Below are 24,648 nucleotides of genomic sequence, written 5' to 3' on the forward strand. Positions count from 1 at the left end.
GAGCCGAACACGACGGACATGTCTTCCAGGTCGCCGCCCTTGACTTCGGTCGAACCGATGCCGTAGCGGAGCTCGGCGCCGTTGAAGTCCTTGCGGGTGATGACGTTGACCACGCCGCCGATGGCGTCGGAGCCGTACACGGCCGAGGCGCCGTCAGACAGGATCTCGATGCGCTCAACGGCAGCCAGCGGGATGGCGTTGAGGTCGGTGCCCGAGGAAGCGGACATCGGGTTGGTCGGGGCGCGGCGGCCGTCGATCAGCACCAGGGTGCGGCCCGAACCCAGGCCACGCAGGTCGATGGTGGCCAGCGACTGGGCCGACGAACCGGACTGCGGGCGGAAGTTACCGAACGACGCGAACGTCGAGTCGCGCAGCACGTCGGCGACGGAAACGTCACCCGAGGCGTCGATCTGGGCGCGGTCGATGACGATGACCGGAACGGCACCCTCGATCTCGGCGCGCTTCAGGCGCGAACCAGTGACCTCGATGGTCTCGAGGGTAGCGGCGTCGTCTTCCGACTCCTGCGCGAAGGCGGGAACCGCCGCGAAGGTGGAAGCGGCGCCGGCGAGGAGCGCGAAACGGATCGCGCCGGACAGCTGATTGAAATTAGACATTTACTCTCTCTCCAACGTCAGAGTGATGGTGACTCTAGAGTTCGGGACATAAAGCCTAGAGGCGACTTTCGTCATTGAAGGACGCCTTGGCTCCCGGAGCATAACGCAATCTTTACGGCCCGCAAACTGGGTTAAGGCGGCGTATAGGCAAAAGTGCGACCCAGTAAGCGGAAAGCCCGGGGCGATCGCTCGCCCCGGGCTTTATTAATCCTTTATTTTCAATCACTTGTCGCCGACGCTGATCCTCACGTTGCCGGAGAAGGACTCCAGCTTGACCAGGCCGTCACCCTGCCCCAACCGTGCCTGGAGGGACTTGCCGGGGCCGTATTTTTCGGTTTTGACCTCCCCGACCGGGCTGCTGATGCCCCCGCTGAAGGTCTCGACCTCGATCCGGGCCGAGGCGGCGGCCGGCAGCGCCACCCGGATGCCGCCGCTCACCGAGTCGGCGCGGATGCTGCCCCCCGGCGCCAGGCCGGCGGCTACGCCCAGGTCGCCCGAAACCGAGTTGAGGGTCAGCGAGCCGACCGGGCCGAGCTCGAGCTCGGCGTCGCCGGAAACCGTGTCGACCCGGACCCGGCCGCCCAGGCGCCCCGCCACGCGGATGTCGCCGCTGACCGAGTCCACGCCGATGTCGTCGCTCTCGACCTCGGCGTCCACCGAACCGCTGACGTTGTCGAAGCGCGCCTCGCCGACCCGTGCCGCGCGCACCCGCACGTCGCCGCTGACGCTGTCCACGCCCAGCCGCGGGCCCCGCACGCCGGACACGTCGACCCCGGCGCTGACCGTGTCCACCGACACCGAGGCCGTCGCGGGCAGGCTGATCTCCAGGGTGCTGGGCTCGGAACGGTCGCCGCCGCCGAACCAGCCGCCGTTGTTGCTGGGGTATTTGACCTTGATGTCGAGCTCGTCGCCGTCGGCGTCGATCTCGAGCTTTTCCACGCCCTCGCCCAGGGTGCCGGTGATGCGCACCTCGGGCCGGTCCCAGGCACGCACGATGACCTCGCCCTTGAGGTTCTCGATGCTCACCTCGCCGCCGGCGGGCAGCGGGCGGGTTTCATTGATGGGGGTGCCGGCGAAGGCCGGCGCGGAGGCCAGCAGGGCGGCCAGGAAAAGGGGGCGCGGGGTCATGGGTTTCTCCTTATATATGGACGCTGGCGGCCTCAGCCGACCACCGCCCGCTGGGTCAGGGCCAGGCGGCGGGTGTAGGTGCGCTTGAGCTGGTCGAGCAGGCGTGCCGAACCGGGCTGTTCGGACAGGGCCTCGCGGATCTCCGCGGCGCTGTCGTCGAGCGTGGCCAGGGCGGGCGCCAGGGGTTCCGGAAGCGGCGCGCCTTCGAATTCGCGCAGGGCGGCCTGGTATTCGCGGGTCAGCGCTTCGGCCTCGCGCTGCACCAGCTCGGCCTCGAGGCCGGGGGCCGGGGCGGCGGGACCGCGCAGGTAGAAGGCGACGCCGACTGCCAGGCACAGGCTGGCCGCCATCGCCAGCACGCCCAGCCACGGCCGGCGGCGGCGCGGGGCCGGCGCCTGCAGGCGCGCGGCGATGCCGGGCCACAGGTCGCGCGGCGGGTCCAGTTCGCGGGGCAGCTGGCGCAGCTGCCAGCGCAGTTCGTTCTCATCCATGGTCTTCTCCCAGGCGCGTCCGGAGCAGCTGGCGCGCGCGATGCAGTTGGGCCTTCGAGCTTCCGACCGCCATGCCCAGCTCGGCGGCGATCTCCTCGTGTTTCCAGCCCTCGATGTCGTGCAGCACGAGCACGGCGCGGGCGCGCGGCGGCAGCGTGGCCACGGCGCGCTCGAGGTCCAGGCCCAGCGCGGTGCGGTGGCCGGCGCTGTCGGGCGTGGCGTGGCTTTCCAGCGCCTCGTCGTCGGTTTCCAGGGCGGCGCCACCGCGGCGCGAGCGCAGTTCCATCAGCGCGGTGTTCACCGCCAGCCGGTGCAGCCAGGTGCCGAAGGCGCTTTCGAAGCGGAACGCCGGCAGCGCCTGCCAGGCCCGCACGAAGGCTTCCTGCAGCAGGTCCTCGGCCCGGGCCTCGTGCCCGCACAGCCGCCAGAGCACGGCGTACACGCGGCGCGAATGCTTGCGGTAGAGCTGCTCGAAGGCGCCGGTGTCGCCCGCGCCGGCGGCGCGCACCAAGGCATGGTCCTCCTCGCGCGGCGGCGGGGCGGCGGCGAGGCTGGCGGCGGGCTCGGACATGGCGAGGGTCAGCATACCCACTGGGATGCCGGCGAAGGCCCCGGGGTTTAGACGGCCGGCGAACCCGTGGCGCGGCGCCAGTGCGCGGCGGCCTGGCGCACCGTGGCTTCGTGGATGTCCACGATGTCCTCGACGTCCGGGGCATAGCCGCCGGCCATGCACACCGCCAGCGGCAGGCCGTGCCGGCGGCAGGCGTCGAGCACCTGCCGGTCGCGCTCGGCCAGGCCGGGTTTGCTCAGCGCCAGGTAACCCAGGCGGTCGCCCTGGAAGGGGTCGGCGCCGGCCAGGTAGACGACGGCGTCGGCGCGGGCGCGGCCGATGGCCTGGGGCAGGTGCACGGCCAGCGCGTCGAGGTAGGCCGCGTCGCCGGTGCCGTCGGGCAGGGCCACGTCGAGGTCGGAGCAGGGCTTCACCGCCGGGTAGTTGCGGGCGGCGTGCATCGAGAAGGTGAAGATGGACTCGTCGCCGGCGCAGATTTCGGCGGTGCCGTTGCCCTGGTGCACGTCCAGGTCCACCACCAGCACGCGGCGCGCCAGCCCGTGCGCCTGGACGTGGCGGGCCGCCACCGCGGCGTCGTTGAACACGCAGTAGCCGCCGCCGCGCGCGGGGCCGGCGTGGTGGGTGCCTCCGGCCAGGTTCACCGCCACGCCCTCGCCTCCCAGCGCGGCGCGCAGCGCCATGATCGTGCCGCCGGAGGAGCGCCGCGAACGCTCCACCATCGCCGCCGACCAGGGGAAGCCGATGCGGCGCATCATCGTCGCGTCGGCGCTGCCTTCGGCCATGGCGCGCACGTAACCGGGCTCGTGCGCGCGCAGCAGGTCGTCGTCGCTGGCGGCCGGCGGCTCTTCAAGGCGGATGCCCAGCGCCGGCGCCATCGCCGCCACCCGCTCGTGCAGCCGCGCGTACTTCGCCATCGGGAAGGCATGGCCTTCCGGCAATGGCAGCACGAAGTGGTGGCAGTAGAAGGCCTTCAGAGCTGGGCGGCGATCCGGGCGCGCTCGGCCTTGAGGACCTCCGGCGTACGGTCGCCGAATTCCTCGAGGTACTCGCCGATGCTTTCCATCTCGGCCTTCCAGCCGGCGCGGTCGAGCGTGAGCAGCTGCTCGAGCGTGGCGGCGTCCAGGCCCAGGCCCTCGGTGTCGAGGTCGGCCGGCAGCGGCAGGTTGCCCACCGGCGTCTCGACCGCGTGGGCCTGGCCGGTGACGCGCTTGAGCATCCACTCGAGCACGCGCATGTTGTCGCCGAAGCCCGGCCACATGAACTTACCGTCGGCGTCCTTGCGGAACCAGTTCACCTGGAAGATCTTCGGCAGCTTGGCGCCGGGCTTGTCGAACGACAGCCAGTGCGCGAAGTAGTCGCCGAAGTTGTAGCCGGCGAAGGGCTTCATGGCCATGGAGTCGCGGCGCACCACGCCGACCGCGCCGGTGGCGGCGGCGGTGGTTTCGGAAGCCATGGAGGCGCCCACGAGCACGCCGTGGGTCCAGTCGCGGGCCTCGAGCACCAGCGGCACCAGCGAGGCGCGGCGGCCGCCGAAGATGATGGCGCTCAGCGGCACGCCCTGCGGGTCTTCGGCCTTGGCCGTGTAGCTCGGGCACTGCTTCGCGCTCACGGTGAAGCGCGAGTTCGGGTGCGCGGCGGGACCCACGGCCTTGTCGTAGTCGCGGCCCTGCCAGTCCTTCGCGGGCGTGCCCGAGGTCATGCCTTCCCACCAGGGCTGGCCGTCGGCGGTGACGCCGGTGTTGGTGAAGATGGCATCGTGGTCGAGCATGGCCATCGCGTTGGCGTTGGTCTTCTCGCTGGTGCCCGGGGCCACGCCGAAGAAGCCGGCCTCGGGGTTGATGGCGTACAGGCGGCCGTCGGCGCCCGGGTGCATCCAGCAGATGTCGTCGCCCACGGTCCAGACCTTCCAGCCGGCGCGGCGGTAGCCTTCCGGCGGGATCAGCATGGCCAGGTTGGTCTTGCCGCAGGCGCTGGGGAACGCGGCGGCGACGTAGTGGGTTTCGCCCTGCGGGTTCTCGATGCCGACGATCAGCATGTGCTCGGCCAGCCAGCCCTCGGTGCGGGCCTGGTAGCTGGCGATGCGCAGCGCGTGGCACTTCTTGCCCAGCAGCGCGTTGCCGCCGTAGCCGGAGCCGTAGCTCTGGATCGAGAGCTCTTCCGGGAAGTGCATGATGAAGCGGCGGTTCGGGTCGAGCTCGCCGATCGAGTGCAGGCCCTTCACGAACGAACCCTCGCGCTCGATGCGCGCCTGCGCGGCGGCGCCCATGCGGGTCATGATGCGCATGTTGGCCACCACGTACGGGCTGTCGGTGATCTCGACGCCGCAGCGCGACAGCGGCGAATCGATGGGGCCCATGCAGTAGGGCACCACGTACATGGTGCGGCCGCGCATGCAGCCGGCGTAGAGCGCGTCCATCTCGCGGTGCGCTTCCGCCGGGTCCATCCAGTTGTTGTTCGGGCCGGCGTCGGCGGGGTGGCGCGTGCAGACGAAGGTGAGGTGTTCGACGCGCGCGACGTCGGACGGGCTGGAGCGGTGCAGGTAGCAGTTCGGGTGGGTCTGCTCGTTGAGCTTGACGAGGTCGCCGTTGGCGAGCATCAGTTCGACCAGGCGGGCGTTTTCGGCGTCGGAGCCGTCGCACCAGTGGATCGCGTCGGGCTGGGTGAGCTGGGCGACCGAAGCGACCCAATCATTGAGGCTGGCAAGCTGGCTGGACATGGCGAACGGGGCTCCTGGCGGGGCCTATCAAGGGGAAACCGGGAGGCAGCGCATGGCGCCGGCCTATGCCTGCGTATTCTAACGGCTTGATGACAGCCTGTCCCCCGAATTTCCCTTGGGAAACCGCTATTCCGGGATCAACGTCGCCATCACGTGGCCGACGTAGGCTTCGAATTCATCGTGGTGGAGGCGCGGCTGCCCGAGCTGCAGCGAAAGCTGCAGGAAACCGACGTAGGCCGCGTAGGTGAGGCGCGCGCGGTTCTGCGCGTCCAGGCGCGGCAGGCCGGCCTGGCGGAAGCTGGCGGTGAGGTAGTCGAGGCGGCGCTGCGAGACGCGGTGCAGCACCGGCTGCACCACCGGGTGGTCGAGCGCCTTGAGCAGTTCGCTGTAGATGATGTGTGGCTTGAGCTCGTACGCCACCAGCTGGAACAGCGCCTTCAGGCGCGCGCGCGGTTCGGGCACGGCCTCGAGCTGGCCGAACACGGTTTCCTGCTCCATCACTTCCCAGCGTTCCAGCGCCGCGACCAGCAGGGCTTCACGCGACGGGAAATGCCAGTAGAAGCTGCCCTTGGTGACGCCGAGGCGGCGCGCCAGCGGCTCCACCGCCACGGCCGCCAGGCCCTGCTCGGCGATCACGTCGAGCGCGGCGAGCGCCCAGTCCTCCGCGCTCAGGCGGGAGGGGCGGTCGTTCTTGGGGGCGGCGTTTACCATACGGTCGGCAAGTCTACGGGATGGAACGATCATGCACCATACGGATTGGTATTGACAGGGGCGAAAATCGCACCCCATACTCGGCCGTATGGTCATCCTTGCCCAAGAACGCGCCGTGCCCGCGCCCCCGCCCTTGCCCCTGCAGTTGCAGGCGGACGACGGCCTGCGCCTGGCCGCGGCACGCATGCCGGGCCGCGGCCCCGGGCTGCTGCTGGCGCATGGTTTCGGCCAGACCCGCCAGGCCTGGAGCGCCACCCAGCAGCGCCTGGCCGAAGCCGGCCACGCCAGCCTGGCCTGGGACGTGCGCGGCCATGGCCAGTCCGGCCGCAACCCGGCGCACCAGCCTTATGCCGGCGAGCAGTTCGTGTCCGACGTCGGCACGGTGGCGCGGGCGCTGGGCCCCGCCCCGATCCTGGTCGGCGCCTCGATGGGCGGGCTGACCGGGCTGATGGCGCAGGCCCGCGACCGGGTGTTTTCGGCGCTGGTGCTGGTGGACATCACGCCGCGCTGGGAAGCCGCCGGCGTCGAGCGCATCCTCGGTTTCATGACCGCGCACCCCGACGGCTTCGAATCCTTCGAACACGCCGCGGCGGAAATCGCCGCCTACCTGCCGCACCGCCGCGAGCGCAAGACGCCCGGCCAGCTGGCGCACCTGCTGCAGCCGCGCGACGATGGCCGCCTGGGCTGGCACTGGGACCCGCGCCTGCTCAGCGAATTCATCCCCGGCACGGAGGCGCTGCAGGCGCCGATCGAACAGGCCTGCCGCGAGCTCGACGTGCCGGTGCTGCTGGTCAGCGGCGGCCGCAGCGACCTGGTCACCGACCACACGGTCGGACACTTCCTGGAACTGGCGCCGCACGCCCGCCACGTCCAACTGCCACACGCCACCCATATGGTGGCCGGCGACGACAACGACGCTTTCACCGACACCCTGCTGCAGTTCCTTTGCGACCTGGCCGCCCCCCACGCGGCCGCCCACGGAGACACCCGATGAGCATCCTCGCCCCCTTCCTCGCGCTGCTGCTGGCGACCCTGCTGGTGGCCTACCACCGCTGGAGCCTGGCGGTCTTCACCGCGCTTTCCGCCACCGCGCTGGTGGCCGTCGCGCTCGCCGGCGCCAACATGACGGCCACCACCGTCGCGGCCGTGCTGCTGGCCGTGGTGGCGCTGCCGCTGCTCATCACCCCGCTGCGCCAGGCGGTCATCACCCGCACCCTGCTACGCATCTACACGAAGATGCTGCCCAAGCTCTCGGACACCGAGAAGACCGCGCTCGACGCCGGCACCGTGGGCTTCGAAGGCGAGCTGTTCTCGGGCATGCCGAAGTGGGAAACCCTGCTGGCCCAGCCCAAGCCGGAACTCACCGCCGAGGAACAGGCGTTCCTGGACGGCCCGGTCGAGCAGGCCTGCCGCATGACCAACGACTGGGAAGTCACCCACGTCCGCAACGACCTGCCGCCGGAGCTGTGGGACTACCTGAAGAAGAACAAGTTCTTCGGCATGATCATCCCGAAGGAGTACGGCGGCCTGGGCTTCTCGGCGCTGGCGCACCACAAGGTGATCCAGAAGCTGGCCTCGGTCTCGGCCACGCTCAGCTCCACGGTCGGCGTGCCCAACTCGCTGGGCCCGGCCGAACTGCTGCTGCACTACGGCACCAAGGAGCAGAAGGACTACTACCTGCCGCGCCTGGCCGACGGCCGCGAGGTGCCCTGCTTCGCGCTGACCGGCCCGAGCGCCGGCTCCGACGCCACCTCGCTGCCTGATTTCGGCATCGTCTGCGAAGGCGATTGGAACGGCGCGCGCGTGCTGGGCGTCAAGCTCACCTTCGACAAGCGCTACATCACGCTGGCGCCGGTGGCCACCGTCATCGGCCTGGCCTTCCGCCTGCACGACCCGGACAAGCTGCTGGGCGACCAGAGCGACCGCGGCATCACCCTGGCCCTGATCCCGCGCGATACCACCGGGCTCGAGATCGGCCGTCGCCACTTCCCGCTCAACTGCGCCTTCCAGAACGGCCCGGTGCGCGGCCAGGAAGTGTTCCTGCCGCTCAGCCAGCTGATCGGCGGCGAGGACTACATCGGCCACGGCTGGCGCATGCTGGTCGAGTGCCTGAGCGTGGGCCGCGCCATCACCCTGCCCTCCACCTCGGCCGGCGCGTCGAAGCTGGCGGCCGTGGTCACCGGCGCGTACGCGCGCATCCGCAAGCAGTTCGGCCTGTCGATCGGCCGCTTCGAGGGCGTCGAGGAAGCGCTGGCGCGCATCGCCGGCAACGCCTACGCCTGCGCCGCGCTGTCGCAGGCCACCGCCGCCGCCGTCGACCGCGGCGAGAAGCCGGCCGTGCCCTCGGCCATCGCCAAGTACCACGCCACCGAACTCGCCCGCGAAGTCGCGCGCGACGCCATGGACATCCACGGCGGCAAGGGCGTCATCCTCGGCCCCATGAACTACCTGGGCCGCGGCTGGCAGGCGGCGCCGATCTCGATCACGGTCGAGGGCGCCAACATCATGACCCGCACCCTGATGATCTTCGGCCAGGGCGCCATCCGCTGCCATCCGTGGGTGCTCAAGGAAATGCAGGCGGCGCAGAACCCCGACCAGGCCGCCGGCCTGCGCGAGTTCGACCACAGCCTGTTCGGCCACATCGGCTTCGCCATCTCCAACGCCGTGCGCAGCTGGGTGCTGGGCCTGGTGGGCGCGCGCATCGGCAAGGTGCCGGGCGACGCCTACACCCGCCGCTACTACCGCAAGCTCAACCGCTACTCGGCCAACCTGGCCCTGGTGGCCGACGTCTCCATGCTCACGCTGGGCGGCAAGCTCAAGTTCAAGGAGAAGATCTCCGGCCGCTACGCCGACGTGCTCAGCCAGCTCTACATCGCCAGCGCCATGCTCAAGCGCTACGAGGACGAGGGCCGCCCGGCGGCCGAGCAGCCGCTGCTGGCCTACGCCTTCCACGACGCCGCGCACAAGATCGAACTGGCGCTGTCGGGCGCGCTGCGCAACTTCCCGATCCGCCCGGTGGGCTGGCTGATGTGGATGCTGGTGTTCCCGTGGGGCCGCCGCGCCCAGCTGCCGTCCGACCGCCTGGGCCGCCGCGCCGCCGCGCTGCTGATGTCGCCTTCCGACGCGCGCGACCGCATGGCCTCAGGCGTGTTCCTGACGCCCTGCGAGAACAACCCGGCCGGCCGCATCAACAGCTACCTGCCGAAGGTGATCCTGGCCGAGCCGGTCGAGCGCAAGTTCCTCAAGGCGCTCAAGAACAGCGACATCGAGGCGCTGGACTTCGCCTCGCAGCTGGCCGAGGGCGTGGCCGAGGGCTGGATCACCGCCGAGGAAAAGGCCCAGCTCGAGGAGCTGCGCGCCCTGACCTGGGACGCGATCAGCGTGGACGACTTCGACCCGTTCGAGCTGCAGGCCGCCTCGCTGCACATGGACAAGCCCAAGGCCGCCCAGGCCACCCGCGCCGCCTGAGACCGACACGACGATGGCCGACACGCCGCTGCTGCGCCTGTACCGCAAGTTCACCCGCTGGCCGGCCGGCCACTGGCTCTTCAGCCGCGCCGTGTGCTTCAAGGCGCCCTACTTCGGCTCCGTCTCGCCCACCTTCCGGGTACTCGAAGCGGGCCGCTGCGAGGCCACCATCCCGCACAAGCGGCGGCTGCAGAACCACCTGGGCACGGTGCACGCGATCGCGCTGTGCAACCTGGCCGAACTGGTGGGCGGCGTGATGACCGACGCCTCGCTGCCCAAGGGCATGCGCTGGATCCCCAAGGGCATGACCGTGCAGTACCTGAAGAAGGCGGTCGGCACCCAGCGCGGCGTGGCCACGCCCTTGGTGCCCATCGTGGCCGCGGAGGCCGGCTACGACCTGCCGGTGAACGTGGATGTGTTCGACCCCGCCGGCGAGAAGGTCTTCAACGCCGTGATCACCATGTGGGTCAGCCCCAGGCCGGGCCGCGATCAGAAATAGTGCACCGCGATGGCGGCGAGGATGGCGGGCAGCGCCTGCACGTACAGGATGCTGCGCTTCACCGTGGCGGCGCCGAACAGGCCCGCCACCACCACGCAGCCCAGGAAGAACAGGCAGATGCCGCGGTCGCCCAGCCACAGGCCCCAGAGCAGGCCGGCGGCCAGGAAGCCGTTGTAGAGGCCCTGGTTCATCGCCAGCTTCGCGGAATCCCTGGCCACCTGCGGGTCGAGCCGGAACACCTTGCGGCCCAGGGGCTTGGTCCAGAAGAACATCTCCAGCACCAGGAAGCCCAGGTGCAGCAGGGCGACCAGGGCGGTCAGCGCGATCGCGATCGGTGACATGCAGCCTCCGTCAGTCGGCGAGCAGGGCGGCGTGGTGCCGCAGGTGGTCCTCGATGAAGCTGGCGATGAAATAGTAACCGTGGTCGTAGCCGGCATGCCGGCGCAGCCGCAGGCCCTGCCCCGCCTCGGCGCAGGCGGCCTCGAAGCGCTCGGGCTGCAGCTGGGTGGCCAGGAATTTGTCGTCCAGCCCCTGGTCCACCAGGATCGTGCCGCCGAACGGGCGGCGCTTCACCAGCTCGCAGGCGTCGTGCTCGGCCCAGGCGCGCGGGTGCTCGCCGAGGTAGCGCGAAAACGCCTTCTCGCCCCAGGGCACCCGGCTGGGCGCCACGATCGGCGCGAACGCCGACAGGCTGCGGTAGCGCTCCGGGTGCCGCAGCGCCAGCACCAGCGCGCCGTGGCCGCCCATGGAATGGCCGGAGATGCCCGCGCGCCCCGGCGCGGCCGGGAAATGCTGCAGCACCGCTGCCGGCAGCTCGTGCACCACGTGGGTTTCCATCCGGAAGCGCGAGCTCCACGGCGCCTGGGTGGCGTCGAGGTAGAAACCCGCGGCCTCGCCGAATTCCCAGTCGCCGGTGGCGCCCTCGATGCCGGTGCCGCGCGGGCTGGTGTCGGGCATCACCAGCATCAGGCCCAGTTCGGCGGCCACGCGCTGGGCGCCGGCCTTCATGGTGGCCGTCTCCTCGCTGCAGGTCAGGCCGGCCAGGAAATACAGCACCGGCACCTTGCCCGAACGCGCCTGCGGCGGCTGGAACACCGCGAAGCGCATGTCGCCGCCGCAGGCCGGCGAGGCCATGCGGTAGAACCCCTGCACGCCGCCGAAGCAGCCGTGCTCGGAGAGCAGCTCGATCGCCATCAGTAGACCACCACGGAGCGGATGGATTCGCCGCGGTGCATCAGGTCGAAGGCGTCGTTGATCTTCTCCAGCGGCATCGTGTGGGTGATCAGCGAATCGATGTCGATCTTGCCGTCCATGTACCAGTCCACGATCTTCGGCACGTCGGTGCGGCCGCGGGCGCCGCCGAAGGCGCTGCCGCGCCAGTTGCGGCCGGTGACCAGCTGGAAGGGCCGCGTGCTGATCTCGGCGCCGGCCGGGGCCACGCCGATGATGACGCTGGTGCCCCAGCCCTTGTGCGCGCACTCGAGCGCCTGGCGCATCACCTGGGTGTTGCCGATGCATTCGAAGGTGTAGTCGGCGCCGCCCTTGGTCAGCGAAACCAGATACGGCACCAGGTCGCCTTCCACGTCCTTCGGGTTCACGAAGTGGGTCATGCCGAACTTGCGCGCCATGGCCTCGCGGCCGGGGTTGAGGTCGACGCCCACGATCATGTCGGCGCCGGCCAGGCGCGCGCCCTGGATGACGTTCAGGCCGATGCCGCCCAGGCCGAACACCACCACCTTCGAGCCCACCTCCACCTTGGCGGTGAAGATGACCGCACCGATGCCGGTGGTGACGCCGCAGCCGATATAGCAGACCTTGTCGAAGGGCGCGTCCTCGCGGATCTTCGCCAGCGCGATCTCAGGCACCACGGTGTAGTTGGCGAAGGTGGAGGTGCCCATGTAGTGCAGCACCGGCTTGCCGTCGAGGCTGAAGCGGCTGCTGCCGTCGGGCATCAGGCCCTGGCCCTGGGTGCTGCGGATGGACTGGCAGAGGTTGGTCTTGGGGTTGAGGCAGTACTCGCACTCGCGGCACTCGGGCGTGTACAGCGGGATGACGTGGTCACCCTTTTTCAGCGACTTCACGCCCGGGCCGACGTCGACCACCACGCCCGCGCCCTCGTGGCCCAGGATGGCCGGGAACAGGCCCTCCGGGTCGGCGCCCGAAAGCGTGAACTGGTCGGTGTGGCAGACGCCCGTGGCCTTGATCTCGACCAGCACCTCGCCGAAGCGCGGGCCCTCGAGGTCGACGGTTTCGATGCTCAGCGGTGCACCGGCCTTGTGCGCGACGGCGGCTCTGACTTTCATGGGCTTGCTCCCGGGCTTGGAACAGGGAGGTTAGCGCAAGCGCCGGCAAGGCGGCGTCCACACCGCCGCAACGCTCATTCCCCGGCGGCGCCTTCGACGCGGAAGCGCCATTCGCGCGGCACCAGCCATTCGCCGTCTTCGCCGCGGAAGCCCTGGCCGGGCGAGAGTTCGTCGTTGAGCCACAGCACGTGGGTCGCGCCTGCCGCGAAACGCACGGGGATCACCAGCACCCGCCGCGACGCGTCCCAGGCCGGCCGGCCGGTCACTTCCGGCGGCTCGCCCTGCACCGACACCGACGGCGCCATGGCGCGGTCGAATTCCAGCCGCAGCTCGCCCTCGCCCGGCGCGACCACGCCCCCTTCCAGCGCCGGCGTGGCCGACACCAGCTGCACGCCGGTGGCCTGGCGTTCGCGCTGGCGCTTTTCCAGGCGCGCGTCCTCGGCGGCGATGCGCGCGGCCGGTTCGCGGCCCCAGTGGTCGAAGAAGGCGAACACGGCGGCCTCCGCGGCCGGACCGAAGGCGGGCGCGCCTTCGGGCGCCTCCGACTGCGCTGCGTCCAGGGCGTCCGCCAGCGCGGCCACCCAGGCGAAACCGCGGCCGCGGTCTTCGCGCAGGTTGCGCTGGTACGCGCCCTCGTTGCCGCGGGCGCGGTAATAACGCAGCACCTGGGCGCGCACCAGGCTTTCGTTGAGCATGTAGTTCCACTGGCCGTAGGCAGCCGCGGTCATCTGCGGCCGCACCGCTTCGAACAGCGCGCTGGCGCCTTTCTCCAGACGCGCCGCGTTGGCCTCGACCCAGGGGTTCACGTACGGATGGTGCAGTTCGTGGATGAGCAGGCTGGCGACCTGGTCGGCCGGATACGACGGCGCGCTGCCCGCGGGCATCGGCGGCGTGGCTAGCACGGCGTAGGTTTCGCGGCGGCCGCCGGGCAGGTCCAGGTGCGGGCCGTAGCTGTTCGGGCCGTTGAGCAGCCCCGCCACCACCACCAGCCGCCGGCGCGGGTCGACGCCGTACTGGCGGTCGAACCAGGACGCGTCCAGGCGCGGGCGCAGGGTTTCGGAAAGCACCGACTCCACCTCGCGGAAACGCGGCGCCTGCGTGGCGAAAAAAGCCGGGGCGTCGGCGTCGCGCCACAGCGTGGCGGCGGCCTGCAGGAAGCGGTCGGCGGCGGCGGGCGTCCAGCGCGCGTCCAGGGTCGAGCCGGGCGCGCCGGGTCGCAGGCGCAGCTTCCAATCGTTGTCGCCGGTGGCCAGCGCCAGCTCCACCGGCATGTTGTAGGCCAGGCCCACCTCCTCGCGCAGCGCGCGCACGGTGGCGATGGCCGGGTGGTCGCGGAAGCGGGAGAAATGCGCGTCCACCGCGGCGTCATAGTCGGCGATGCCGGGGCCCTGGTATTCCTCGAAACCGGCCAGCCGGCACATCAGCGCCGCGAATTCCACCCGCGGGTCCACCCGCACCTCGACCGCCAGCGCGGCCGGCGGCAGCCAGGCGCAAAGGAGGGCCAGGGTCAGGGTCAGCAGTCGAAGGACGCGAGCCATGCGGGCTCCCGGGTTTCAGGGCGGCGAGGCGGGCAGCTTGGCCTGTTCGCGGATCAGGCGCCACGCGCCAAAGGTCATGGCACCCGCCACCAGCAGGCCGGCGCCGAACACCACGCTCGAGCCGAAGGCCGCCAGGAACTTGTGCGTCCAGACGAAGAACAGGTCGCCGCCGCGGTACACGGCCGTGTCGATGACCGCCTTGCCCTTGTAGCGGATCTCCCGGTCCACCCGCGTGTAGATCGTCTCGCGCGCCGGCTTGGCCAGCGAGAACTCGCCGGCGCGCGTGGCCACCTGCACGACCGCCACCAGCAGCGGCAGCGGCGACGCGGTGAGCGCGGCGAAGCCCAGCAGGATGGCCACTGCCGGGATCAGCAGCACCGGCGCCACGCCGAAGCGCACCAGCAGCGTGCGGGTCAGGAACACCTGCACCAGGATCGTGACCAGGTTGATGGCCAGGTCGATGTTGGCGTAGTAGGCCGTGCGCGCCTCGTCGCCCGGGTAGAAGGCGCGCGCGATCGCCGCCTGCTCGTTGTAGAGCAGCGTGCCCACGCCCACGCCGAAGAACATGATCACCGCCATCGCCCGCAGCAGCGGCTGGTCGCGCAGCAGGCGCAGCCCGGCCAGCATGCTGCCGCCCATGGCCTGCTCGTTGCCCTCGCGGCCGCGTTCGAGCTCGCGCAGGCGCGCCCAGCGCCCCAGGCGCAGGATGCACACCACGGCCAGCGCCAGCAGCGCCGCCGACACCAGCAGCAGGTTGGCCACGCCCACCTGGTTCACCAGCACGCGCGTGATCAGCGGCCCGGTGAAGCCGCCGATGGTGCCGCCGGCGGCGATGAAGCCGTACAGGCGGCGCGCCTCGGTGTCGCTGTAGATGTCGGCCATGAAGCTCCAGAACACCGACACCGCGAACAGGTTGAACACCGCCACCCAGATGAAGAACACCGCGCCGCGGCCGGGCACTTCACGCCCGAACAGGATGTAGAATCCCAGCAGGCAGGCGATGAACAGCAGGTACAGCACCGGCAGGAACACCCGGCGCGGGAAGCGGCTGACCAGGGCGCCGTAGGCCGGCTGCAGCAGCAGCATCACCAGGAAGGTGCCGGTGAACAGCACCTGCAGGGTCAGGTCGCCCAGGGCCACGCCGCGCGCCGCCGCCCAGTCCACCAGGCCCGCCGGGAACACCGCCTGCACGTCGCCGGAGGCGCCCATGGCGTCGCGCACCGGCCGCAGCACGTAATAGCCGGTGAGCAGGAAGAAGAAGTACAGGAACGACCACAGCAACGGCGGGAACTCCCGCAGCGCACCGCGCAGGTGGTCGAATCGGCCGGCGGTGGGCGGGGCCTGGGTCATCGTGGTTCCGGTCGGGGTGCGCGCACGATAGCCAACCCGGCCGGTCGCCGCCAGCCGCGCGCACAGTGAACCTGTTCACGGTTAGCGGGAACGGACGCCATCCCCGAGTGTTTGCTCTAGATGCGGGGCCTAGCCTCGGTCGGTCAACGAAAAAGAAGCCGAACGCGTGTACGACTACATCATCGTGGGTGCGGGATCCGCCGGCTGCGTGCTGGCCAACCGGCTCAGCGAGGACCCGGATTGCCGCGTCCTGCTGCTCGAGGCCGGCCCCAGCGACTGGCACCCGTTCATCCACATGCCCGCGGGCCTGGCCAAGCTGGTCGGCAAGAAGGGCGTGAACTGGGACTACAGCACCGCGCCCGAACCCGCGCTCGACGGCCGCCTGCTGTGGTGGCCGCGCGGCAAGGTGCTGGGCGGTTCGAGCTCGATCAACGCCATGTGCTACATCCGCGGCCACGCCCGCGACTACGATGAGTGGGCCGCGATGGGCGCCGAGGGCTGGCAGTGGTCGAACGCCCTGCCCTACTTCCGCCGCAGCGAAGGCAACGAGCGCGGCGCCAGCGAACTGCACGGCGGCGATGGCCCGCTGGGCGTGTCCGACCCGCGCCACCGCAACCCGCTGTCCGAAGTCTTCCTCCAGGCCGCCCGCGAAGCCGGCCACGCCGCCAGCGACGACTTCAACGGCGCCCGCCAGGACGGCTTCGGCTGGTACCAGACCACCACCCGCGACGGCGCCCGCAGTTCCAGCGCCCGCGCCTACCTGGCGCCGGTGCGGCACCGCCCGAACCTCAAGGTGGTCACCCACGCCGCCGCCAGCCGGGTCACCTTCGACAAGGGCCGCGCCACCGGCGTGGTGTATTCGGTGAAGGGCCGTGGCGCCTTCTGCGAGGGCGCGAGCCGCGAGGTGATCCTGTGCGGCGGCGCCATCAATTCGCCGCAGCTGCTGATGCTCTCGGGCATCGGCCCGGCCGCGCACCTGCGGCAGCATGGCATCGGCGTGGTCGCCGACCTGCCGGGCGTGGGCGGCAACCTGCACGACCACCTCGACATCTGCACCCTGCAGCGCTGCACCCAGGGCCTCAGCTACGACCGCCTGAGCGACGCGGCGGTGGCCTTCCAGTACTACCTGATGGGCCGCAGGGGCCCGGGCAGCAGCAACATCGCCGAAGCCGGCGGTTTCCTGCGCAGCCGCCTGGCCGAGGACGAACGCCCGGACATGCAGTTCCACTTCGTGCCGGCCCAGCTCGACGACCACGGCCGCAACCGCCTGCCCGGCAATGGCTACACCCTGCACGCCTGCGGCCTGCGCCCGCGCAGCCGCGGCCGGCTGTCGCTGGTGAGCGCCAGCGCCGCCGACAAGCCGCGCATCGAAGCGGCCTACCTCAGCGACCCCGAGGGTTTCGACCTGCAGGTGATGGTGGAGGCGCTGCGCATTTCGCGCGAGATCCTGGCCCAGCCGGCCTTCGCGCCCTACCGCGGCGAGGAACTGTTCCCCGGCGCGCGCGTGCAGGAGGAAGCCGACCTGGTCGCCTTCATCCGCCGCAAGGCCGAGTCCATCTACCACCCGGTGGGCACCTGCCGGATGGGCGACCCGAAGGACGCCGGCACCGTGGTCGACCCGCAGCTGCGCGTGAAGGGCGTGGACGGCCTGCGCGTGGTGGACGCCTCGGTGATGCCGCGGCTGGTGGGCGGCAACACCAACGCCCCGACCATGATGATCGCCGAGCGCGCCGCCGACCTGATCCGCGGTCTGGCGGCCTGAGCGACGCGGGGCTCAGCCCCGCTGTTCCAGCATCGGCGGCAGCGGGCAGTGCAGCGAGGCGCAGACCGCACGCAGCAGCTCGGCCTCGGCCACGTTCAGGCGGCCGTCGTGGCTCACTGCGGCCACCAGGCCTTCCAGCAGCAGCTCCTTGCCCATGGGCTCGAGTTCGTCGAGCACGGGCCAGGCTTCGTCGAGCGCGCGCAGCGGCTCCGCCGGCGGCTGGTAGGGCGAATCGACGCGCGGGAACACCCGCGCCATGCCGGCCAGGTAGGCGCGCCGCGCCGAATCGGCGTCGGCGTGGCCCGCCTGCGCCAGCACCGCCATCAGCGCGATCGCGTGCGGCGCGCAGCGGGACAGGTGGCGGTGGCCGGGCACCCAGGCACCGGCGGGATCCAGCGCGTCGCGCACCTGCACCCGCAGCAGGCGGCCCAGGCAGTATTCGAACAGGCTCACCTGGCCGTCGGCGTGGGTGAGCGCGAAGCAGCCGTCCATGAAGCGCTCGAGCTCCGGGCGCGGCCGCTTGCGCAGCGCCGGCATGGCCATGGCCGCCAGCGGCAGGTGCAGCAGGCGCGGCAGTTCCGAGAGGCGGTCGGCGTAGTCGAGCGCCTGGCGCGCCACGCGCTCGTCGTTGCGCGCGGCCAGTTCGAACTGCTGGCGCTCGCGCACCGGGCCGGGCGCGGCCATCAGCAGGCCGAACAGCAGCGGCACGGCTTCCTCGCGCTCGTGCGCGGCGCGGCGCAGCACGTCCGGCATGGCCTCCACCAGGGCGCCGGCGCGCACGTAGTCGTCGCTGCGCGGCGCGCCCACCTGGGCCACCACCGAGGGCGGCGTCACCTGCAGCTCGGCGTGCTCGCCCGGCAGCGGCGGCGGAACGGGCCCTGCGAGGCCCAGGGCCAAGTCTTCGTCAAGGCCCGAGGGCGGGTGCATCTGCCAACGCGCCACCAGGTCGGCCACTGCGGATGGCTTGAACGAGGGCTCCAGCGCCTGGATGCGCGCGACCAGCGGCGGGTGGGTGGCGAACAGCGACGAATACCCCACGCCGTCGCCAAACAACATGTGCGCCACTTCCTCGGTGTCGCGGCTGGCCAGCTTCGAACCGTCGGGCAGGCCGGCGATCTTCTTGAGAGCGCCGGCCAGGCCCTTGGTCTGGCGGGTGAACTGCACGGCCGAGGCGTCGGCCAGGAATTCGCGCTGGCGGCTGACGCCGGCCTTGATCAGGCGGCCGAAGAACAGGCCGATGTAACCGACCACCATCAGGCCCAGCGCTGCCAGCAGCACCGGCCCGGCGCCCTTGGAATTGCGGCTGCCGCGGCCGCCGTGCTGCAGGATCTTCCGGCCCACCACCGCCAGCACCAGGATGCCGAACAGCACGCCCATCAGGCGGATGTTGAGCCGCATGTCGCCGTTCAGCACGTGGCTGAACTCGTGGGCGATGACGCCCTGCAGCTCGTCGCGGTTGAGCTTGTCGAGCGCGCCGCGGGTGACCGCCACGGCGGCGTCGCTGGGCGCGTAACCGGCGGCAAAGGCGTTGATGCCCGCTTCCTGCTCGAGCACGAACACCTGCGGCACCGGCACGCCCGAGGCGATGGCGATCTCCTCCACCACGTTGCGCAGGCGCCGGTAGTGGAAGTCGTGGGTGTCCTCGGGCACCGGCGTGCCGCCGAGCTGGGTGGCGACCGCGGCGCCGCCCTGGCGCAGGCTGGAGATGCGGTAGAGCGAACCCAGGCCGATGATCGACAGCGTCAGCAGGGTGGCCATCACCAGGCCGGCGCCGGTGGACCCCGGCGCCGACACCCCGCCCAGGCCGCCGAAGGCCAGCAGGAAGAACACGTCCACCGCCACCACGATCGCCACCACGGCGAGCGTGAACAGCAGCACCAGCCGGCGCGACTGGCGCCGGGCCTGGTCCTGGCGCGCGAAGAAGTTCAAGCCTAGAACGAGACCTTGGGCGCCTCGCGCTTGGCCGGCTCGGTGATCTCGAGCAGGGCGGCGTGGGCGAAGTTGAACATGCCGGCGATGATGTTCGAGGGGAACACCTCGCGCTTGTTGTTGTAGGCCATCACGCTGTCGTTGTAGGCCTGGCGCGCGAAGGCGATGCGGTTCTCGGTCGAGGTCATCTCCTCGGTGAGCTGCATCATGTTCTGGTTGGCCTTGAGGTCGGGATAGGCCTCGGCCACCACCATCAGCCGCGACAGGGCGCCGGCCAGGCCGCTCTCGGCGCTGCCGAGCTGCGCCATGGCGGCGTCGTCGCCCGGGCGCGCCTTGGCGGCGGCCAGGCCGCTCACGGCTGCGGCGCGGGCCTGGATGACGGCCTCGAGCGTCTCGCGTTCGTGCTTGAGGTACCCCTTGGCCACCTCGACCAGGTTCGGGATCAGGTCGTAACGGCGGGTCAGCTGCACGTCGATCTGCGCGAACGCGTTCTTGAAGGCGTTGCGGGCGGTGACGAGGCCGTTGTAGATGCCAACGCCCCAGAACAGGAATGCGGCCGCCGCGACGACCAGCACTAGCAGAGTCATTGCCATTTCTTTGCTCCCCGGTTGCGGCCGCTGCGCACCCACCGCGCTAGAATGGCCGTGTTCGCCAAGCATACGTTGCCCATGCCACGCACGAAAGCCGGTTCCGCCCCCCTCCTCGCCCTGCCGCTGCTCGCGCTGGCCGGCCTCGCCTGCGCCACCGGCGCCCGCGCCGCCGACGACTTCAGCGACGAGGCGCGGGAGATGGAGCGGCTGGCCGAACAGGTCGTCACCCGCGCCCGCATCCCCGGCCTGGCCATGGCCATCGTCGAAGACGGCAAGGTGGTGTCGCTGCGCGGCTACGGCGTGGTGGACAGCAAGCTGCGCCAGCCGGTCACGCCCGACACCGCGTTCCGGGTGGCCTCGCTGTCCAAGGCCTTCGCCGGCACCCTCAGCGCCCTGCTGGTGAGCGAGGGCGCGATGAGCTGGGACAGCCCCATCGTCAACCAGCTGCCCGCGTTCACCCTGCGCGACGGCGCCGCGGCGCAGAAGATCACCGTGCGCCAGGTGCTCAGCCACCAGGTCGGCCTGGCCTACAACACCTACGACCGCGACCTCGAGGCCAACCAGCCCTACCCGCTGCTGGCCGAAAAACTTTCCGAGGCGCCGCTCACCTGCAGCCCGGGCGAGTGCTACGCCTACCAGAACATCGCCTTCAGCCTGGTCGGCGACATGGTGTTCGCCGCCACCGGCGACTTCTACGCGCACCAGGTCGAAAAGCGCCTGTTCCACCCGCTGGGCATGTTCGGCGCCACCTTCGGCCGCGAAGGCCTGGAGTCGAGCCCGAGCTGGGCGCGCCCGCACGTGCGCAGCGGCGGCACCTGGGTGCCGGTGCGGCCGAAGGAAACCTACTACCGCATCCCGCCGGCGGCCGGCGTCAACGCCTCGGTGCGCGACATGGCGAACTGGCTGGTGGCGCAGATGGGCCACCGCCCCGACGTGCTGCCGCCCGAGGTGCTCAACGAGATCCAGACCCCGCAGGTCGCCACGCCCGGCGAAGTGCGCGGCAGCGGCTGGCGCCGCGACCGCCTGCGCAGCGCCTACTACGGCCTGGGCTGGCGCATCTACGACTACGCCGGGCACACCCTGGTCTTCCACGGCGGCGCCGTCCAGGGTTACCGCGCGCTGGCCGCCTTCCTGCCCGAGAAGGACATCGGCGTGGTGATCCTCTGGAACAGCGAGAGCGCGATGCCCACCGGCCTGCTGCCGACCACGCTCGACAAGGCCCTGGGCCTGCCGGCCCGCGACTGGCTCGGCCCGATGCAGGCGCCGGTGCGGCGCGGCGCCCGCCGGCGCTGATCCCCGCGCGCGGCGCGGATTCCCGAACCCCACAAAAGCGAACGCCGGCATTGAGCCGGCGTCTGCGTGCCTTTGGAAAGTCTCCCTCCCCGCCTGGGCAACACGGGGAGAGAGTCCAGACTTGTAGCTTTTGGTTGTGGCGCCTTACAGCGCCGGGGCAACCGGGGCGGCCGGCATGGCAGCCGGCTTCTTGGCGGCCGGCTTGCGCGCAGCCTTCTTCTTGGCAGCCGGCTTCTTGGCAGCCTTCTTGGCCGCCGGCTTCTTGGCAGCCTTCTTGGCAGCCTTCTTCTTGGCCGGCTTCTTGGCAGCCGACTTCTTGGCGGCCGGCTTCTTGGCGACCTTCTTGGCAGCCTTCTTCGCAGCCTTCTTGGCGGTCTTCTTGACAGCCTTCTTCGCGGCCTTCTTGGCCGGCTTCTTGGCGACCTTCTTCGCAGCCTTCTTGGCCGGCTTCTTGGCAACCTTCTTGGCGGCCTTCTTCACGACCTTCTTGACGGCCTTGGCGGCCTTCTTCACGGTCTTCTTCGCGGCCTTCTTGGCCGGTTTCTTCGCAGCTTTCTTAGTAGCCATGGTCAACTCCTCGTCAGTTGGCTTTTGGACTGCCCAGTCACAAAGGCACCGCCACGGGACGATTCCCGGGGCGTACCGCCGTCGCGCTCGAGGCGCGACGGGCGGATTTGGGCCGGCGCGGGGCGGCGCCGGAAACGGAAACGCCCGGACCGAAAGCGGCCCGGGCGTCGGAAATTCGCTGTTTGCGGAAGGACGATTTCGATTTCGCGGAGGGATGTTGGCCCTGATCCACCGTGATGAGTTCCGGGGTGGAGTTGGGTGTCGTGGCTCGCGTTGTCGACTCGTTCCTGATCACTCGCTTCCGCAGTTGATGTCTGCTGGGCGAAAGCTAATCACGGGATTTCGCCCTGTCAACAACTTCGCAAAAAAAAATTCAAGGGCTGGCCGGGACTTGCGCCTGCGATGGCGGCGCGCGAACGGGTCGTCGTTACACCCTTGGTGCGCGTCGGAGAAACACGCATGAAAAAAAACATCGGAAAAATGGCTCTCCGATTACAAACCCGTGTCGGCGCGCGACTTCGGCGCGGTGTTTCCGGAACCGCTTCCCGATGCTCCCGGACGGCGCCCGGCGAGCACCTGGCGGGGCGAAAAAAAACTCCGGCCGGAACCGTTTTGCGCACCGCAAAAAGCAAAAGTGCGCGAAACCGGGACGGCGTCGCGCACTTTCGGGTGCCGGAAAAAGCACCGGCCGCACAGGGCGGCCGGTGGCTTCGACGGGTGGGGCGATGGCCTCAGTGGCCTTCGTCCTCGAGCAGCTGGGCGTAGTCGTCCGGCGACAGCAGCTCCTTGAGCTGCTCCGGCTCGGACGGCTCGATCACGAAGATCCAGCCCTCGCCGAAGGCGTCCTCGTTGATGGTCTCGGGCTTGTCGGACAGCGCCGAGTTCACCTCGACCACCTTGCCCGACACCGGGGAATAAACGTCGGAGGCGGCCTTGACCGACTCGACCACGGCCGTGGCCGCGCCCTGCTCGACGCTGTCGCCGACGTTGGGCAGCTCGACGTAGACCAGGTCGCCGAGCAGGCCCTGGGCGTGGTCGGAAATGCCGACGGTGACGCGGCCGTTGTCTTCGACACGGGCCCACTCGTGGGACTTGAGGAACTTCAGGTCGCCGGGAATCTCGCTCATCGTTGGGGCCTCGGGATCGGTGGTGCGAACAGGGGTGGGGTTAGTTTAAACGCGGCCGGGCCGGCGTGGCACCCGGCCGTCGGCTCAGGCCAGCACGCCTGGCTGGGCGGCGCCGTCGCGGACGAACGGGTACTTCACCACGCGCACGGGCAGGCGCTTGCCGCGGATGTCGACCTCGACCGCGCCGACCTCGCCGGCCGGCACGCGCGCCAGCGCGATGGCCTTGCCCAGGGTCGGCGAGAAGGTACCCGACAGGATCTCGCCCTCGCCGCTGGCGCAGAACACCGCCTGGCCGTGGCGCAGCACGCCCTTCTCGTCCAGCACCAGGCCGATCATCTGGCGCGCGGCGCCGGCGGCCTTCTGCGCCTCGAGCGCGGCGCGGCCGGTGAAGTCGCGGCCCTCGTCGAGCGCGACCGTCCAGGCCAGGCCGGCTTCATAAGGCGTGGCCGACTCGTCCATGTCCTGGCCGTACAGCGCCATGCCCGCCTCCAGGCGCAGGGTGTCGCGCGCGCCCAGGCCGGCCGGCTTCACGCCGACGGCCAGCAGGCGGTTCCAGAAATCCACCGCCTGCGCCTCGGGCACCATCACCTCGAAGCCATCCTCGCCGGTGTAGCCGGTGCGGGCGACGAACAGGCCGTCGGCCTCGCAGGCCACGAACTTGCCGAGCTTGCCGGCGGCCTGCGCGGCCTCGGGGCTGAGCAGCTCGATCACCTTGGCGCGGGCGTTCGGGCCCTGCACGGCGACGATGGCCAGGTCGCGGCGCTCGGTGATGGCCACGCCGAACGGGGCCGCCTGTGCCGTGATCCAGGCCAGGTCCTTGTCGCGGGTGGCGGCGTTCACCACCAGGCGGAAGAAGTCCTCGGCCAGGTAATAGACGATCAGGTCGTCGATGACGCCGCCCTTCTCGTCGAGCATGCAGGCGTACAGGGCCTTGCCCTTCGCCTTGAGCTTGTCCACCGAGTTGGCCACCAGCTTGCGCAGGAAGGGCCGCACCTGCGCGCCGTGCAGGTCGAGGATGGTCATGTGCGAGACGTCGAACATGCCGGCGTCGCGGCGCACCTGGTGGTGTTCCTCGATCTGGGAACCGTAGTTGATCGGCATGTCCCAGCCGCCGAAGTCCACCATCTTGGCGCCGAGCGCCCGGTGGGTGTCGTTGAGGATCGTCTTCTTGCTCATCGCCCTGCCCTGGTGGCCCGGAAAAGACCCCCATTATCGCAGACGCGCCGGCCTCAGCGCTGTTGCCGGACCAGCCACCAGACGGGCAGCAGGCCGACCAGGCACAGCCACAGCGCCGGCCAGGCGGCCTGCGCCCACAGGCCTTCGCTGGTGTAGCCGTGGATCTTCACGGCCAGCGTGTCCCAGCCGAAGGGACGCAGCATCAGCGTGGCGGGCAGTTCCTTCACCACCTCGACCAGCACCAGCAGCAGCGCCGCCACCAGGCCGGGGCGAAGCAGCGGCAGCGCGACGCGGTGGAAACGCTGCCAGCGCGGCGCCCCCAGCAGGCGCGCGGATTCGAGCAGCGAGGGTCGCAGCGCCTGGAAAGCGGTTTCCGTGGCCTCGTGGCCCACGCGCAGGAAACGCGCGCACAGCGCCAGCAGCACGCCGGCCACCGACGAACTCAGCGCCAGCGCCGACAGCCAGGGCGCGGCCTGCTCCACTGCCACCAGCAACCACATCGCACCCACCGCCAGCACCGTGCCCGGCACCGCGTAACCCAGGCCCGCGGTGAAACCGGCGGCACGCACCAAGGGGTCGCCGCCGCTGCGCCGCGCCAGCCCGGCGAAGGCCAGCGACAGCAGCAGCACGCCCACCGCCGCCATCGCGGCGAGCAACGCGGTGTTGAGCGCCGCCTCGCCGACCCCGGGCAGGTCCGCGCGCGACTGCCAGGACCAGGCCAGCAGCTGCAGCACCGGCACGCCGAAGCCCAGCAGCACCACCACCAGCGCGGGCAGCGCCACCGCCCAGCCGCGCCAGCCGCGCAGCACGCGCCG

At 70.7% G+C, this 24,648-nt stretch carries 23 protein-coding genes; 5 read left to right on the top strand and 18 right to left on the bottom strand.

Features of this window, described 5'->3' with window-relative positions; genetic code table 11:
• The 7 genes from N790_RS10570 to N790_RS10600 form a co-directional block, all read right to left on the bottom strand.
• A partial coding sequence (locus tag N790_RS10570) for a TonB-dependent receptor plug domain-containing protein (RefSeq protein WP_043804010.1) occupies window positions 1-614 on the bottom strand: 614 nt, incomplete at its 3' end.
• Window positions 615-836: 222 nt separating this feature from the next.
• Window positions 837-1,742 carry a DUF4097 family beta strand repeat-containing protein gene (locus tag N790_RS10575; protein WP_043804011.1) on the bottom strand — a complete coding sequence of 302 codons (906 nt, stop codon included), beginning with the start codon at window positions 1,740-1,742 and terminating at the stop codon, window positions 837-839.
• 32 nt (window positions 1,743-1,774) lie between these two features.
• Complete coding sequence (locus tag N790_RS10580; protein WP_043804012.1) at window positions 1,775-2,233, bottom strand: hypothetical protein; 459 nt, start codon at window positions 2,231-2,233, stop codon at window positions 1,775-1,777.
• A complete protein-coding gene (locus N790_RS10585; protein ID WP_425388034.1) occupies window positions 2,226-2,804 on the bottom strand; it encodes an RNA polymerase sigma factor in 579 nt (192 codons plus the stop codon). Before N790_RS10585 ends, N790_RS10580 begins: the two co-directional genes overlap by 8 nt.
• Before the next feature lie 47 nt (window positions 2,805-2,851).
• Window positions 2,852-3,751, bottom strand: a complete 900-nt coding sequence (locus tag N790_RS10590) for a histone deacetylase family protein (protein ID WP_211251985.1) — start codon at window positions 3,749-3,751, stop codon at window positions 2,852-2,854.
• A 23-nt stretch (window positions 3,752-3,774) separates the two neighbouring features.
• Window positions 3,775-5,520: a phosphoenolpyruvate carboxykinase (GTP) gene (locus tag N790_RS10595; protein ID WP_043804014.1), complete on the bottom strand. Its 1,746-nt coding sequence runs from the start codon at window positions 5,518-5,520 to the stop codon at window positions 3,775-3,777.
• A gap of 126 nt (window positions 5,521-5,646) precedes the next feature.
• Window positions 5,647-6,231 carry a TetR/AcrR family transcriptional regulator gene (locus N790_RS10600; RefSeq protein ID WP_043804015.1) on the bottom strand — a complete coding sequence of 195 codons (585 nt, stop codon included), beginning with the start codon at window positions 6,229-6,231 and terminating at the stop codon, window positions 5,647-5,649.
• Window positions 6,232-6,346: 115 nt separating this feature from the next.
• On the opposite strand from N790_RS10600, the gene N790_RS10605 reads away from it, so the two are divergent.
• Genes N790_RS10605 through N790_RS10615 form a run of 3 tightly spaced genes read left to right on the top strand, consistent with a single transcriptional unit; the run spans window position 6,347 to window position 10,198 of the window.
• Window positions 6,347-7,225, top strand: a complete 879-nt coding sequence (locus N790_RS10605) for an alpha/beta fold hydrolase (RefSeq protein WP_245593776.1) — start codon at window positions 6,347-6,349, stop codon at window positions 7,223-7,225.
• Window positions 7,222-9,699, top strand: a complete 2,478-nt coding sequence (locus N790_RS10610; protein ID WP_043804016.1) for an acyl-CoA dehydrogenase — start codon at window positions 7,222-7,224, stop codon at window positions 9,697-9,699. Before N790_RS10605 ends, N790_RS10610 begins: the two co-directional genes overlap by 4 nt.
• Before the next feature lie 13 nt (window positions 9,700-9,712).
• Window positions 9,713-10,198: a hotdog fold domain-containing protein gene (locus N790_RS10615; protein ID WP_043804017.1), complete on the top strand. Its 486-nt coding sequence runs from the start codon at window positions 9,713-9,715 to the stop codon at window positions 10,196-10,198.
• Here the strand turns inward: N790_RS10615 and N790_RS10620 are convergent.
• The 5 genes from N790_RS10620 to N790_RS10640 form a co-directional block, all read right to left on the bottom strand.
• Entirely contained in the window at window positions 10,189-10,539 is a 351-nt protein-coding gene (locus N790_RS10620; RefSeq protein WP_043804018.1) for a DUF1304 domain-containing protein, read from the bottom strand. The two genes, N790_RS10615 and N790_RS10620, sit on opposite strands and share 10 nt — an antisense overlap.
• A gap of 10 nt (window positions 10,540-10,549) precedes the next feature.
• Complete coding sequence (gene fghA, locus N790_RS10625) at window positions 10,550-11,386, bottom strand: S-formylglutathione hydrolase (RefSeq protein WP_211251987.1); 837 nt, start codon at window positions 11,384-11,386, stop codon at window positions 10,550-10,552.
• Between the two features lie 5 nt (window positions 11,387-11,391).
• Window positions 11,392-12,501, bottom strand: coding sequence for an S-(hydroxymethyl)glutathione dehydrogenase/class III alcohol dehydrogenase (locus N790_RS10630; RefSeq protein WP_043804020.1), 1,110 nt, complete (start codon window positions 12,499-12,501; stop codon window positions 11,392-11,394).
• Window positions 12,502-12,575: 74 nt separating this feature from the next.
• On the bottom strand, window positions 12,576-14,039 hold the full coding sequence (locus N790_RS10635) for a DUF4932 domain-containing protein (protein WP_043804021.1): 1,464 nt from the start codon (window positions 14,037-14,039) through the stop codon (window positions 12,576-12,578).
• A gap of 15 nt (window positions 14,040-14,054) precedes the next feature.
• Window positions 14,055-15,389, bottom strand: coding sequence for an NTP/NDP exchange transporter (locus tag N790_RS10640; RefSeq protein WP_043804022.1), 1,335 nt, complete (start codon window positions 15,387-15,389; stop codon window positions 14,055-14,057).
• A 166-nt stretch (window positions 15,390-15,555) separates the two neighbouring features.
• Between N790_RS10640 and N790_RS10645 the strand changes: the two genes are divergently transcribed.
• Window positions 15,556-17,151: a GMC family oxidoreductase gene (locus N790_RS10645; RefSeq protein WP_043804023.1), complete on the top strand. Its 1,596-nt coding sequence runs from the start codon at window positions 15,556-15,558 to the stop codon at window positions 17,149-17,151.
• A 12-nt stretch (window positions 17,152-17,163) separates the two neighbouring features.
• On the opposite strand, the gene N790_RS10650 is transcribed toward N790_RS10645, so the two are convergent.
• Together N790_RS10650 and N790_RS10655 are read right to left on the bottom strand one after the other, a co-directional pair.
• A complete protein-coding gene (locus tag N790_RS10650; protein WP_043804024.1) occupies window positions 17,164-19,080 on the bottom strand; it encodes a M48 family metallopeptidase in 1,917 nt (638 codons plus the stop codon).
• Window positions 19,081-19,082: 2 nt separating this feature from the next.
• Window positions 19,083-19,667: a LemA family protein gene (locus tag N790_RS10655; protein ID WP_156970041.1), complete on the bottom strand. Its 585-nt coding sequence runs from the start codon at window positions 19,665-19,667 to the stop codon at window positions 19,083-19,085.
• A gap of 81 nt (window positions 19,668-19,748) precedes the next feature.
• Here N790_RS10655 and N790_RS10660 point away from each other — a divergent pair, with 81 nt between their 5' ends.
• A complete protein-coding gene (locus tag N790_RS10660; RefSeq protein WP_052385875.1) occupies window positions 19,749-20,963 on the top strand; it encodes a serine hydrolase domain-containing protein in 1,215 nt (404 codons plus the stop codon).
• Window positions 20,964-21,107: 144 nt separating this feature from the next.
• Here the strand turns inward: N790_RS10660 and N790_RS10665 are convergent, their stop codons facing one another.
• From N790_RS10665 to N790_RS10680, 4 genes are all read right to left on the bottom strand, one after another.
• Window positions 21,108-21,476: a hypothetical protein gene (locus N790_RS10665; protein ID WP_211251986.1), complete on the bottom strand. Its 369-nt coding sequence runs from the start codon at window positions 21,474-21,476 to the stop codon at window positions 21,108-21,110.
• Window positions 21,477-22,261: 785 nt separating this feature from the next.
• Window positions 22,262-22,657 (bottom strand): glycine cleavage system protein GcvH, encoded by a 396-nt coding sequence (gcvH, locus tag N790_RS10670; protein ID WP_043804026.1) that lies wholly within the window; start codon window positions 22,655-22,657, stop codon window positions 22,262-22,264.
• Between the two features lie 84 nt (window positions 22,658-22,741).
• Entirely contained in the window at window positions 22,742-23,833 is a 1,092-nt protein-coding gene (gcvT, locus tag N790_RS10675) for a glycine cleavage system aminomethyltransferase GcvT (RefSeq protein WP_043804027.1), read from the bottom strand.
• Window positions 23,834-23,886: 53 nt separating this feature from the next.
• On the bottom strand, window positions 23,887-24,648 hold a 762-nt coding region (locus N790_RS10680), incomplete at its 5' end, for an ABC transporter permease (protein ID WP_043804034.1).

Source organism: Arenimonas malthae CC-JY-1 (genome assembly GCF_000747075.1).
In the GTDB taxonomy this organism is placed as follows: domain Bacteria; phylum Pseudomonadota; class Gammaproteobacteria; order Xanthomonadales; family Xanthomonadaceae; genus Arenimonas; species Arenimonas malthae.

Excerpts from the sequence above, each read along its gene's own strand:
- N790_RS10575 (WP_043804011.1), bottom strand. The coding sequence starts at position 1,742 with ATGACCCCGCGCCCCCTTTTCCTGGCCGCCCTGCTGGCCTCCGCGCCG.
- N790_RS10580 (WP_043804012.1), bottom strand. The coding sequence starts at position 2,233 with ATGGATGAGAACGAACTGCGCTGGCAGCTGCGCCAGCTGCCCCGCGAA.
- N790_RS10585 (WP_425388034.1), bottom strand. The coding sequence starts at position 2,804 with ATGTCCGAGCCCGCCGCCAGCCTCGCCGCCGCCCCGCCGCCGCGCGAG.
- N790_RS10595 (WP_043804014.1), bottom strand. The coding sequence starts at position 5,520 with ATGTCCAGCCAGCTTGCCAGCCTCAATGATTGGGTCGCTTCGGTCGCC.
- N790_RS10600 (WP_043804015.1), bottom strand. The coding sequence starts at position 6,231 with ATGGTAAACGCCGCCCCCAAGAACGACCGCCCCTCCCGCCTGAGCGCG.
- N790_RS10610 (WP_043804016.1), top strand. The coding sequence starts at position 7,222 with ATGAGCATCCTCGCCCCCTTCCTCGCGCTGCTGCTGGCGACCCTGCTG.
- N790_RS10615 (WP_043804017.1), top strand. The coding sequence starts at position 9,713 with ATGGCCGACACGCCGCTGCTGCGCCTGTACCGCAAGTTCACCCGCTGG.
- N790_RS10620 (WP_043804018.1), bottom strand. The coding sequence starts at position 10,539 with ATGTCACCGATCGCGATCGCGCTGACCGCCCTGGTCGCCCTGCTGCAC.
- N790_RS10630 (WP_043804020.1), bottom strand. The coding sequence starts at position 12,501 with ATGAAAGTCAGAGCCGCCGTCGCGCACAAGGCCGGTGCACCGCTGAGC.
- N790_RS10635 (WP_043804021.1), bottom strand. The coding sequence starts at position 14,039 with ATGGCTCGCGTCCTTCGACTGCTGACCCTGACCCTGGCCCTCCTTTGC.
- N790_RS10640 (WP_043804022.1), bottom strand. The coding sequence starts at position 15,389 with ATGACCCAGGCCCCGCCCACCGCCGGCCGATTCGACCACCTGCGCGGT.
- N790_RS10655 (WP_156970041.1), bottom strand. The coding sequence starts at position 19,667 with ATGACTCTGCTAGTGCTGGTCGTCGCGGCGGCCGCATTCCTGTTCTGG.
- N790_RS10660 (WP_052385875.1), top strand. The coding sequence starts at position 19,749 with ATGCCACGCACGAAAGCCGGTTCCGCCCCCCTCCTCGCCCTGCCGCTG.
- gcvH (WP_043804026.1), bottom strand. The coding sequence starts at position 22,657 with ATGAGCGAGATTCCCGGCGACCTGAAGTTCCTCAAGTCCCACGAGTGG.
- gcvT (WP_043804027.1), bottom strand. The coding sequence starts at position 23,833 with ATGAGCAAGAAGACGATCCTCAACGACACCCACCGGGCGCTCGGCGCC.